This is a genomic window from Bradyrhizobium sp. TM233 (assembly GCF_036247965.1).
GTDB classification, from domain to species: domain Bacteria; phylum Pseudomonadota; class Alphaproteobacteria; order Rhizobiales; family Xanthobacteraceae; genus Bradyrhizobium; species Bradyrhizobium ottawaense.
The window spans coordinates 1-11,566 of record NZ_BTIG01000041.1 but is presented as its reverse complement, the minus strand read 5'-3'; the positions used below and the strand labels follow the sequence as shown (position 1 = coordinate 11,566).

The window sequence follows — 11,566 nt, the reverse complement described above, 5'->3', positions numbered from 1 at the left end:
CTCGCCCTTGGCGTCGAGCGCCATGCGGGCGCGGACGCGGTGGTCGCGGGCATGGATGTCGGAGACGAAAGATTCCATGCGATCGGCAACGTACTTCACGGGACGGCCGAGCAGGATCGAGAGACCGACCGCCGCCATGTCCTCGTGATAGACATGCAGCTTCATCCCGAAGGAGCCGCCGATGTCGGTCGCGATCACGCGGACGCGGGCTTCCGGGATGCCGTAGTGGCGGGAGTAGAGGTCCTGGAACTGGTACGGCGTCTGCGTGCCGTGATGCACGGTGAGCGTGCCTGCGGATGGATCGTAATCGGCGACGATGGCACGCGGCTCCAGCGTCACTGCGGTATGGCGGCCGAAGGAAAACTCCTCCTCCACCACATGGGCCGCATGCGCGAAGGCGTCGTCGACGCTGCCGTTGTCGAGCTGGCTGCGGAAGCAGGAGTTGTTGGCGCTGCCGGGATTGACCAGCGGACCGCCGGCCTCGCGTGCGCTGTCAATGTCGACGACGACGGGAAGGTCCTCGTAGTCGATCTCGATCAGCTCCAGCGCATCTTCGGCGATCGCGCGGCTCTCGGCCACGACCGCAACCACCGCCTGCCCGGCCCAGACCACGCGATCCAGCGGCAGCGGCAATTGCGGTGCGGAGGTCATGCCCTTGAAATGATCGAGCGTGCCGGTCCAGGGCGTGCAGATCCTGGCGAGATCGGCGCCCGTCGCGACGAGATGCACGCCTTCGAGCGCGCGGGCCTGTTCGGTATCGATCGAGATGATCTTCGCGTGCGCATGCGGGCTGCGCAGGAACGCGGCATACAGCATCCGCGGCAACTTGAGATCGCTGACATAGCGCCCCCGCCCTGCCAGCAGCCGTTTTGCATTTGGCCGCGGCACGGAACGGCCGATATAGGAGTTGGGCCGATCGAGCGAGGTCAGCGGCGCGCTCATGCTGCGCCTCCGCCTGCGCTGCGCGCTTTGGCCACGGCGTCGATGGCATCGACGATCGCCTCATAGCCGGTGCAGCGGCAGTAATTGCCCGACAGCGCGTCGCGGATCTCCTCGCGGCTCGGCTGCGCACTCTGCGAGAGCAACTCGTGAGCGTTGATCAGCATGCCCGAGGTGCAGAAGCCGCATTGCAGCGCATTGCGACGGTGGAATTCGGCCTGGAGGTCGGCGAGCAGGCCGCTCTCGGTGAGCCCCTCGATCGTGTCGATCTTGCCGCCGTCGGCCTGCACCGCAAACATCAGGCAGGAATGCACGGCGCGGCCATCGAGCTGCACCAGGCAGGCACCGCAGGAGCCCATCTCGCAGCCGGCATGCGTGCCCGTCAGCTCGAGCCTGTCGCGCAGGCAATCGACCAGCGTGTCGCGCGGCGCGACCTCGCAGGCGACCTTGCGACCGTTGACGACGAGGCGAATGCGCACGGTCTCGTCGGCCTCGTTCAGGAGGGTCTCGTCAAAGCCGCTCATGCGTCCTCACCGAGACGTCCGAGCAGGCGGCCAAGCAATACGCGGGCGAGATGCAGCCGCATCGCGGGCGGCACCTCGTCGCTCTCGGGCGGAGCGAGATCGCCCTCGAGCGCGCCTTGCGCGGCGGCGATGCGTTGCGCATTTAGATCCGAGCCGATCAGGCTTGCCTCAGCGCCCTTGACCCGCATTGGCGTATTCCCCACGGAGAAAAAGGAGATGCGGATGTCGTCAATGCGCTCGCCGGTGCAGGTCGCCATGATCCCGCACCCGACCAGCGCATAGTCCCCGCGCCGCCGCGCCAATTCGTCGAACGCAAAGCGCTGATCGGCCTTGAACAGCGGAACGTAAATTGCCGTGATCAGCTCACCGGGCCGCAACGCCGTCTCGAACAGGTCGATGAAGAAGTCGTCGGCCTTGACGCGCCGGCGGCCTGACGGCCCGGCGATCTCGATCTCGGCATCCAGCGCCAATGTCATTGCCGGAAATTCGGACGCGGGGTCGGCGAGCGCGACGCTGCCCCCAAACGTGCCGCGGTTGCGGATCGCGGGATGCGCAACGAACGGCGCCGCCGCATGCAGCAGCGGCGCGAATTCGGCGATCAGCGGCTCGCTCAGCATTTCGCAGTGGCGCGTCAGCGCACCGATGCGCAAGCTATCGCCGTCGCGCCTGACGCCGCGCAGCTCGTCGATGTGGGTGATGTCGATCAAAAGCCGCGGCGCCTGCAGCCGCAGCGACAGCGCCGGCACCAGGCTCTGGCCGCCGGCGATGAAACGCGCATCGTCCCCGGCGCGGGCGTGAGCATCCAGCGCATGGTCGATCGTCGCCGCACGAAAATAGCTGAAAGCCCTCGCCTTCACTGCCGTTTCCTCAGAGATCCATCGGCTCATCAGCCGGGATGCCAGATTTGTAACCATCTGGTCTCAAAATCCTGACACGGCGCTAAAGGCCGGTCAACAGGAAATGACCATTTGGTCACAAATGCGCCTTGGGCTATGAAGGCAGCGATACGTTGATTCAGCGACGAGATGGCCCGAAAAGCGCAGAGAACTTTGAGGCGACCGGCCCGCAAGCGGACCGAGACAGGCAGCAAGTCCGCGCCAAAGCGTCGCAACATGCGCGCGGCTGACCGCGAGCGCGCGATCGTNNCCCGAGCAAGGAAGCGCTGATCGAGCGGGTCTACCAGGAGGTCTATCTCAGCCGCTGGTCGCCCGATTGGGGGCCGATGATCCGCGACCGTTCGTTGTCACTCGAAGCGCGGCTCACGCGCTTCTATCTCGACTATGTCGAACGCGTGTTCGAGTACAATTGGGTGCGGATCTTCGTGTTCTCCGGCATGAAGTCGTTCGGCATCACCAGCCGCTATCTCGACATCGTCCGCCGCGAGATCATCGAACCGGCGGCAGCTGAACTCCGCCACGAGCTCAAACTGCCCGATGCAAAAGCTCACTCATTGAGTGAGCGCGAGACCGAGTTGTTCTGGGGCCTGCACGGCCGCATCTTCTATCTTGCCATCCGCAAGTTCATCTACGAGACGCCGATCCCGCCGGATCTCGACGCCATCGTCCGCGACGCCGTCCAGACTTTCATGGACGGCGCGAAGACGACGATGCCAAAGCTACTGGTGAGCGGCTGAATTGGCGAGGCTGCCCCGAAGAAGGTGCGCTCCCTCTCCCGCNNGCCGACCTCCCCCGCAAGCGAGAGAGGTTGATCGAGCCCGCGGCCAGCTACTTCGCAAGGCTCGGCAGATCGAGCCCCTTGTCGCGGGCGCAGTCGATCGCGGTCTCGTAACCCGCGTCGGCATGGCGCATGACGCCGGTGGCCGGATCGTTCCAGAGCACGCGCTCGATGCGCTTGGCCGCTTCCGGCGTGCCATCGGCGACGATCACCATGCCGGCGTGCTGGGAATAGCCTATACCGACGCCGCCGCCATGATGCAGCGACACCCAGGTCGCGCCACTGGCGCAATTGAGCAGTGCGTTCAGCAGAGGCCAGTCGGACACCGCATCCGAGCCGTCCTTCATCGCTTCGGTCTCGCGGTTGGGGCTCGCCACCGAGCCGCTGTCGAGATGGTCGCGGCCGATCACGATCGGCGCCTTGAGCTCGCCGCGTGCCACCATCTCGTTGAAGGCAAGGCCGAGGCGATGGCGATCACCGAGGCCAACCCAGCAGATCCGCGCCGGCAGACCCTGGAACTTGATGCGCTCCCTGGCCATGTCGAGCCAATTGTGCAGATGCTTGTCGTCGGGCATCAGCTCCTTCACCTTGGCATCGGTCCTGAAGATGTCCTCGGGATCGCCCGAGAGCGCGGCCCAGCGGAACGGCCCGACGCCGCGGCAGAACAAGGGACGGATATAGGCGGGAACGAAGCCGGGGAAATCGAAGGCGTTCTTCAGCCCCATGTCCTGCGCCATCTGGCGGATGTTGTTGCCGTAATCGAGCGTCGGAATGCCCTGCGCATGGAAATCCAGCATCGCCTGGACATGCTCGACCATCGACGTCTTCGACGCACGCTCGACGCCCTTCGGATCGGACGCGCGCTTGGCCTCCCACTCGGCGAGCGTCCAGCCCTTCGGCAAATAGCCGTTGATCGGATCATGCGCGCTGGTCTGGTCGGTGACGATGTCGGGCTTGACGCCGCGGCGCACCAGNNCCTGGCGATCGAGATAGCCGGTTCGCAGCCGCATCTCGATGCGGCTCGGCTGGCATTCGACCGCGAGCATCGAAGCGCCGGCCATGGTCGCGGCCAGCGGCTGCGCACCGCCCATGCCACCGAGGCCAGCGGTGAGAATCCATTTGCCGGCAAGGCTGCCGCCATAGTGACGACGCCCGACCTCGACAAAGGTCTCGTAGGTACCCTGCACGATGCCCTGGCTGCCGATATAGATCCACGAGCCCGCCGTCATCTGGCCGTACATCATCAGGCCCTGGCGATCGAGCTCGTTGAAATGATCGAGCGTCGCCCAGTGCGGTACGATGTTGGAGTTCGCGATCAGCACGCGCGGTGCATCGGCATGGGTGCGGAAGACGCCGACCGGCTTGCCGGACTGGACCAGCAGCGTCTGGTCGGCTTCGAGCTTGCGCAAGGCCGCAACGATCCGGTCAAAGCTCTCCCAGTCGCGCGCGGCGCGGCCGATGCCGCCATAGACGACGAGCTCGCTCGGGCGCTCCGCGACGTCAGGATCGAGGTTGTTCATGAGCATGCGCAGCGGCGCTTCCGTCAGCCAGCTCTTGGCGCTGATCTCGCTGCCGCGGGGGGCGCGAATGGTGCGGTCATTGTCCAGTCGGCGGTTCATGCGGACCTCTTAATCAAGCCTCGGAAACGGATCGGATGGAAGTGCGGCAATGGCCGTGGCCGGCAGCGCATCTGCCTCGACCAGCGCAGCCGCCTTGGCGAGGTCGCCGGCCATGTAGCGATCCGCATCGAGCGCGGGCACCTGCTCGCGCAGTGCGGCGATGACGGCAGCCAGCGGCGCGCTCGTCGCATGCGGCGCGCGTAGCGTGATGCCTTGGGCCGCGACCAGCAGCTCGATGCCGAGGANNCGAGCAGGCCGCCGCGCGCTGCTTGTTCTCGGCATAGAGCGCCGCGGCCGTCACCTCGGCGATCATGAAGCCGGAATTGATGCCGGGATCGGGCGTCAGAAACGGCGGCAGGCCGAAATTCAGCGCGGGGTCGACCAGCGTTGCAATGCGCCGCTCGCTGATCGCGCCGATTTCCGACAGCGCCAGCGCGAGTGCGTCGGCGGCAAAGGCCACAGGCTCGGCGTGAAAATTGCCGCCGGAAACGATCTCGCCGGTTTCGACCAGCACCAGCGGATTGTCGGTGACGGCGTTGGCTTCGACAATCAATGTGCGCGCGGCTTGCGTGATCAGGTCAAGCGCGGCGCCTGCGACCTGCGGCTGGCAGCGCAGGCAATAGGGATCCTGCACGCGTTCGTCGCCTTCGAGATGCGACAGACGAATGTCGCTGCCATCCAGCAGCGCCATCAACGTTGCGGCCGCGGCGATCTGCCCGGCATGGCCGCGCAGCGCCTGGATTTCGGGACGGAACGGCGCCGTCGAGGCCATCGCCGCATCGACCGACAGCGCACCGGTCACGAGCGCCGCGCGGGCCAGGCGAAACCCGCGCAGCACGCCGGCAATGGCGTAAGCGGTCGAGAATTGCGTGCCGTTGATCAGCGCAAGCCCCTCCTTGGGGCCGAGCGTCAGCGGCGCGAGGCCGGCCGCGGCGAGCGCTTCACCGCCGGACACGGTCTTCCCGTCGACGATCGCCTGGCCCTCGCCGATCATCACCGCCGTCATATGCGCGAGCGGCGCAAGATCGCCGGAGGCGCCGACCGAGCCCTGCTGCGGCACCAGCGGACAGACGCCCCGCGCCAGCATGGCCTGCAGTTGCTCGATGACTTCCCGGCGCACGCCGGAAGCGCCGCGTCCGAGCGAGACGATCTTCAGCGCCATCATCAGGCGAACGATCGGCTCGGGCGTGACTGGGCCGACGCCGCAGCAATGCGAGACGATGAGATTGCGTTGGAGCAGCGCGGTCTGGTCCGCCGGAATGCGCTTCGAGGCCAGCTTCCCGAACCCGGTGTTGATGCCGTAGACGGGCGCATCCGCTTGCGCAGCCTTCGCGACGATTTCGGCTGCCGCCTCGACGCGCAGCCAGAACGAGGGATCGAGCACGACGGATGCGCCTTCCAGCACGCGCGCGAGATCGTCGAGACTGACCGCTCCCGGCTTGACGACGATCGCTGTGCCCTGCTCCGTCACTGCCCCCTCCACACCCGGCGATGCAGCGGATTGAAGCCGATGCGGTAGACAAGCTCGGCGGGGCGCTCGATGTCCCAGATCGCGAGGTCGCACCATTTGCCGGCCTCCAACGTGCCGGTCTCACTGAGCACGCCCAAGGCACGCGCGCCCTCGCGGGTGATTCCAGCCAGGCATTCGGCGACCGTCATCCGGAACAAGGTCGCGCCCATGTTCATCGTGAGCAGCAGCGAGGTCAGCGGCGAGCTGCCGGGATTGCAATCGGTCGCGAGCGCCATATGGACGCCATGCTTGCGGAAAGTTTCAACCGGCGGCTTCTGCGTCTCGCGAATGAAGTAGAACGCGCCGGGCAGCAGCACGGCCACCGTTCCCGCCTTTGCCATCGCGGCGGCGCCGGCTTCATCCGTGTGCTCGAGATGATCGGCCGACAGCGCCGAGAATCTTGCAGCGAGCGCGGCACCGCCGAGGTTCGACAGTTGATCGGCATGGAGCTTGACCGGCAGCCGCAGCCCCCTCGCCGTCTCGAACACCCGCGCGGTCTGCTCCGCCGAAAACGCGATGCCCTCCATGAAGGCGTCGACAGCGTCGGCGAGGCCAGCCTTTGCAACGGCCGGCAGCATCTCGTTGCAGACGAGATCGATGTAGCGATCCTTGTCACCCTCCGCCTCCAGCGGCAGGGCATGCGCACCGAGGAAGGAGGTGCGGATCGCAACCGGCCGCTGGCGACTGAGGCTGCGCGCGGCCGCGAGCTGTCGCACCTCCGTCTCGGTGTCGAGACCGTAGCCCGACTTGATCTCGACCGTGGTTGCACCCTCACCGATCAGCGCGTCGAGCCGCGGCAGCGCGCTTGCGACGAGACCTGCCTCGCTCGCCTTGCGGGTCGCGGCCACCGTCGAAACGATGCCGCCGCCGGCGCGCGCGATCTCCTCGTAGCTCGCACCCTTCAGGCGCAGCTCGAACTCGTGGGCGCGGTTACCGCCATAGACGAGATGGGTGTGGCAATCGACGAGGCCGGGCGTGATCCAGCGCCCTTCGCAATCGGTCCGTTCGGCCGCGTCGGCATCCGCCGGAAAATCGGTCAGCGCTCCGGCATAAACGATACGGCCGCCGCGCGCGGCGATCAGGCCACGTTCGATCTCGCCGAGATCGGGCCGGTCGGCCCGCATCGTGGCGAGCTTGGCATTGTGCCAGATCCGGTCAAAGCGCTCTGCCATGCCATGGTCCCCAGGTCTGGGATGCTTGACTTATATGTCTAGACATATAATCGTAAGGCGGTTCTGTCCAGCCGGCGTGTCGTCAATCATGTCCCGACTGCATTTCGCCTCCGCGCTCCTGCCTTCGGGCTGGGCCAATGACGTGCATGTGGTGATCACCGCCGGCGCGATCGCGGAGGTGACGCCGGGCGTGCAGCCTGCCGCCGGCGACGAACGCCACGCCATCGCGCTTCCGGGACTTGCGAGCCTGCACAGCCACGCCTTCCAGCGCGGCATGGCGGGCCTCGCCGAACTGCGCGGCAATTCCACCGACACGTTCTGGACCTGGCGCGAGACGATGTATCGCTTCGCCCTCGCGATGACGCCCGATGACGTCGCCGCCGTCGCGACACTTCTCTATGTCGAGATGCTCGAACAGGGATTTACCCGCGTCGGCGAATTCCATTATCTGCATCATGATCGCGACGGCTCGCACTTTGCCGATCCCGCCGAGATGGCCGCGCGCATCGCGCAGGCCGCCGAAGCCTCCGGCATTGCCCTGACGCTGCTGCCGAGCTTCTATGCGCACGGCTCTTTCGGCGGCGCGGCGCCTCATGACGGCCAGCGCCGCTTCATCTGCTCGGTCGATCAGTTTGCGGCATTGATGGCAGCGTCGCGCAAGGCGATCAGCGCATTGCCCGACGCCAACATCGGCATCGCGCCGCACAGCCTGCGCGCGGTATCGCCGGACGAGCTCGCGGCGATCATTCCGCTTGCCGAGGGCGGCCCCGTGCATATCCATGCCGCCGAGCAAGTGAAGGAAGTCGAGGATTGCCTCGCCTGGTCCGGACGACGTCCGGTGCAATGGCTGCTGGAGCACGCGCCCCTCGACCGGCGCTGGTGCCTCATTCACGCGACGCACATGACGGATGACGAAGTCAGCGCATTCGCGAAGACAGGCGCGGTGGCCGGTCTCTGCCCCATCACCGAAGCGAGCCTCGGCGATGGCATCTTTCCGGCCCGCGAGTTTCTTGCCGCTGGCGGTGCGTTCGGCGTCGGCACCGATTCAAATGTGCTAGTCGGCGTCACCGACGAACTACGCCAGCTCGAATACGGCCAGCGCCTCAAGCATCGCCAGCGCAATGTGCTCTCCAGCGGCGCAGGCCGCTCGACCGGCCGTACGCTGTACGATCACGCGCTTGCGGGCGGTGCGCAAGCAATGGCACAGGCGACGGTCGGCCTCGCGCCCGGCGCGCGCGCCGACATCGTCACACTCGATGCCACGCATCCATCGCTGGCAGGACGCGCGCACGATGCACTCATCGACGGCTGGATCTTTGCCGCGAGCAGTGGCGCGATCGATTGCGTCTGGGCCGGCGGCCACAAGGTCGTCGAAGGCGGCCGGCACAAATTGCGTCAGGGGGCGCGCGAACGCTTCAACGCGGCGGTGCGGAGGCTCCTCGCATGAGCCTTGCGACCGATGCCGCCGACAAGCCGACGCTTTACAAGCGCATCCGCGCCGACATCGAGACGCGCATCCTGACCGGCGAATGGCCGCCGGGGCATCGCATTCCGTTCGAGCATGAACTGGTGGCCCGTTACGGCTGCTCGCGCATGACCGTCAACAAGGCGCTGTCGGAACTAGCGCAGGCCGATCTGATCGAGCGGCGGCGGCGCGCCGGCTCCTTCGTGCGCCGGCCGCAACATCAATCGGCCGTGCTCAAGATCGCCGACATCCGCGCCGAGATCACCGCACTGGGGCGCGGCTACGGCTACGAGCTGATCCATCGCAAGCTACGCGCCGCAACGGCGGCCGACCGCGACCGTCTCGGCGTGAGGAAGGCCGGCAAGGTGGTCGCGATCACCTGCCGGCACAGCGCCGACAAGGTGCCGTTCGCCATCGAGGACCGTCTGATCGACCTATCGTCCGTGCCTGACGCCGCGACCGCGGATTTCGCGCGCGAGCCGCCCGGCTCGTGGCTGCTTCACCATGTCCCGTGGACGGAGGCCGAGCACACCATCAGCGCCATCGTTGCCGACGATCGCACGGCGGATGCGCTCGCGATCGCCGTCGGCGCGCCCTGCCTCGTGATCGATCGCTACACCTGGCGCAGCGCCCGCACCATCACCGCCGTGCGCCTGCTCTATCCCGGTGACTCTCACCGCCTTGTCGCGCGATTCAAGGGAGGCTGAGAGGATATGTCGGCACAAATCGTGCAACGCTTCGGGCAACGGTCCGTCTGGACCGACAGTGATCAACAGGACGTCAATCCATCTGGGCAAGAGGACGACAATCATGCGTAGTTCGACGATATTTGCGACAATCATTGCTCTTTCGGCCGCCACTCCCGTGCTCGCCGACGACGTCAAGGTCGGAATCGGCATCTCCGGATGGACCGGCTTCGCGCCGCTGACGCTGGCGAAGGAAGCCGGCATCTTCAAGAAGAACGGCCTCGACGTTTCGATCAAGAAGATCCCGCAGAAGGACCGCCACCTTGCGATCGCGTCCGGCGACATCCAGTGCGCGGCGACCACGGTCGAAACCTGGATCTCCTGGAACGCCAACGGCGTTGCGACCNNCTCAAGGGCAAGACCGTCGCCGCCTCCGCGCCCGGCACCTCGCCCTATTTCGCGCTGGCCTGGATGCTCAAGAAGAACGGTCTCACGGTGAAGGACGTCACCGTCGTCAACCTCGAGCCGGCAGCGGCCGCGCAAGCCTTCGTCTCCGGCCAGAACGATGCCGCGATGACCTATGAGCCTTATCTGTCGACCGTGCGCGCCGCGCCCGACAAGGGCAAGATCATCGCCACCACGCTCGACTATCCGATGGTCATGGACACCTTCGGCTGCACACCGAAATTCCTGACCGAGAATCCCAAGGCCGCCAAGGCGCTCGCCGACAGCTATTTCGAGGCGCTCGACATGATCGCCAAGGACCAGGCCAAGGCTTATGAGATCATGGGCGCCGACGTGAAGCAGAGCGGCGAGCAGTTCGGCAACTCGGCGAAATATCTGCGCTGGCAGGACAAGGCCGCCAACCAGAAGTTCTTCGCGGGCGACTTCCTGACCTTCAACAAGGACGCCGCCGAGCTTCTGCTCGAGATCGGCATCATCAAGGCCGCTCCGAAGGTCGAGGACCTCTTCGACGCGAGCTTCATCAAGTAACGTCTCAAGAGCCGCCGGCCTCGTCTCGCGGCGGGGCCGGCAATCTCGTTTCATCGCCCGGATAGACAGTTTGATGCGTCCCCTGGACCCTGTTACATCGAAGCAGCGCGTGGCCTACGGCCTTGCGTTCTTCGTGGTGTTCGTTGCCCTCTGGTCGTGGGCGACCTTTGGCGGCTATGTGTCGAAGACCTTTCTCGCCAACCCGCTGACCATGGTGCAGGAAGGCTATGACCTCTTGGCCAAGCAGGGTTTTGTGTTCGACATCGGCATGACGATCTGGCGCGTCGTCGGCGGCTTTGCGCTGGCGGCGATCATCGCAGTGCCGCTCGGCGTTCTCATGGGCGCCTACAAGCCGGTCGAAGCCTTTCTCGAGCCGTTCGTCTCCTTCGCGCGCTACCTGCCCGCTTCCGCCTTCATCCCGCTCCTGATCCTGTGGGCCGGCATCGGCGAATTGCAAAAGCTGCTCGTCATCTTCATCGGCTCGGTGTTCCAGGTCATCCTGATGGTCGCCGTGACCGTCGGCGCCACGCGGCGCGATCTGGTCGAGGCGGCCTATACGTTGGGGGCACGCGACCGCGGCATCATCCGCCGCGTGCTGCTGCCCTCCTCCGCGCCCGAGATCGCGGAAATCCTGCGGCTGGTGCTGGGCTGGGCGTGGACTTACGTCATCGTCGCCGAGCTGATCGGCTCGTCCTCGGGCATCGGCCACATGATCACCGACAGCCAGGCGCTGCTCAACACCGGCCAGATCATCTTCGGCATCATCGTGATCGGGCTGATCGGCCTTCTCTCGGACTTCATGTTCAAGGCGTTCAACGCCTGGCTGTTTCCGTGGAGGCTCGCATGACGATCCTCAAGGTCGAGCAGGTCTCGCGCACCTTCCCCGCCCGCCACGGCAACGCGCCGACCAGGGCGCTGGAGCCGACCGATCTCGTCATCGGCAACAACGACTTCGTCACCATCCTCGGCCCCTCCGGCTGCGGC

The 11,566-nt window shown here is 66.1% G+C and carries 8 protein-coding genes and 4 pseudogenes; 6 read left to right on the top strand and 6 right to left on the bottom strand.

Translation table 11 applies throughout. The annotated features are described in order from the left end of the window. The 3 genes from AABA86_RS33040 to AABA86_RS33030 form a co-directional block, all read right to left on the bottom strand. Positions 1–942: xanthine dehydrogenase family protein molybdopterin-binding subunit (locus AABA86_RS33040; protein WP_338309731.1), on the bottom strand; the 942-nt coding region annotated here is incomplete at its 3' end. Then, positions 939–1,463, bottom strand: a complete 525-nt coding sequence (locus tag AABA86_RS33035; protein ID WP_338309729.1) for a (2Fe-2S)-binding protein — start codon at positions 1,461–1,463, stop codon at positions 939–941. The genes AABA86_RS33035 and AABA86_RS33040, both read right to left, overlap by 4 nt. Further along, positions 1,460–2,320, bottom strand: coding sequence for an FAD binding domain-containing protein (locus tag AABA86_RS33030; RefSeq protein WP_338309728.1), 861 nt, complete (start codon positions 2,318–2,320; stop codon positions 1,460–1,462). Before AABA86_RS33030 ends, AABA86_RS33035 begins: the two co-directional genes overlap by 4 nt. A 168-nt stretch (positions 2,321–2,488) precedes the next feature. Here AABA86_RS33030 and AABA86_RS33025 point away from each other — a divergent pair. Beyond that, positions 2,489–3,096: pseudogene (locus AABA86_RS33025) on the top strand (TetR/AcrR family transcriptional regulator). 91 nt (positions 3,097–3,187) lie between these two features. Here AABA86_RS33025 and hutU read toward each other — a convergent pair. From hutU to hutI, 3 genes and pseudogenes are all read right to left on the bottom strand, one after another. Beyond that, entirely contained in the window at positions 3,188–4,756 is a 1,569-nt protein-coding gene (gene hutU, locus AABA86_RS33020) for a urocanate hydratase (protein ID WP_338309727.1), read from the bottom strand. Positions 4,757–4,765: 9 nt separating this feature from the next. Further along, positions 4,766–6,227: pseudogene (locus tag AABA86_RS33015) on the bottom strand (histidine ammonia-lyase). Continuing rightward, entirely contained in the window at positions 6,224–7,438 is a 1,215-nt protein-coding gene (gene hutI / locus AABA86_RS33010) for an imidazolonepropionase (protein ID WP_338309726.1), read from the bottom strand. The pseudogene AABA86_RS33015 and the gene hutI overlap by 4 nt, the downstream one beginning before the upstream one ends. 88 nt (positions 7,439–7,526) lie before the next feature. Between hutI and AABA86_RS33005 the strand changes: the two genes are divergently transcribed. The 5 genes and pseudogenes from AABA86_RS33005 to AABA86_RS32985 form a co-directional block, all read left to right on the top strand. Beyond that, on the top strand, positions 7,527–8,885 hold the full coding sequence (locus AABA86_RS33005; RefSeq protein WP_338309725.1) for a formimidoylglutamate deiminase: 1,359 nt from the start codon (positions 7,527–7,529) through the stop codon (positions 8,883–8,885). Then, positions 8,882–9,610 (top strand): histidine utilization repressor, encoded by a 729-nt coding sequence (gene hutC / locus AABA86_RS33000; RefSeq protein WP_338309724.1) that lies wholly within the window; start codon positions 8,882–8,884, stop codon positions 9,608–9,610. Before AABA86_RS33005 ends, hutC begins: the two co-directional genes overlap by 4 nt. Before the next feature lie 103 nt (positions 9,611–9,713). Beyond that, positions 9,714–10,582 (top strand): annotated as a pseudogene (locus tag AABA86_RS32995) (ABC transporter substrate-binding protein). Between the two features lie 73 nt (positions 10,583–10,655). Then, a complete protein-coding gene (locus tag AABA86_RS32990; RefSeq protein ID WP_028142738.1) occupies positions 10,656–11,429 on the top strand; it encodes an ABC transporter permease in 774 nt (257 codons plus the stop codon). Further along, positions 11,426–11,566: pseudogene (locus AABA86_RS32985) on the top strand (ABC transporter ATP-binding protein); the annotation flags it as partial. The gene AABA86_RS32990 and the pseudogene AABA86_RS32985, both read left to right, overlap by 4 nt.

Excerpts from the sequence above, each read along its gene's own strand:
- AABA86_RS33035 (WP_338309729.1), bottom strand. The coding sequence starts at position 1,463 with ATGAGCGGCTTTGACGAGACCCTCCTGAACGAGGCCGACGAGACCGTG.
- hutI (WP_338309726.1), bottom strand. The coding sequence starts at position 7,438 with ATGGCAGAGCGCTTTGACCGGATCTGGCACAATGCCAAGCTCGCCACG.
- AABA86_RS33005 (WP_338309725.1), top strand. The coding sequence starts at position 7,527 with ATGTCCCGACTGCATTTCGCCTCCGCGCTCCTGCCTTCGGGCTGGGCC.
- hutC (WP_338309724.1), top strand. The coding sequence starts at position 8,882 with ATGAGCCTTGCGACCGATGCCGCCGACAAGCCGACGCTTTACAAGCGC.
- AABA86_RS32990 (WP_028142738.1), top strand. The coding sequence starts at position 10,656 with ATGCGTCCCCTGGACCCTGTTACATCGAAGCAGCGCGTGGCCTACGGC.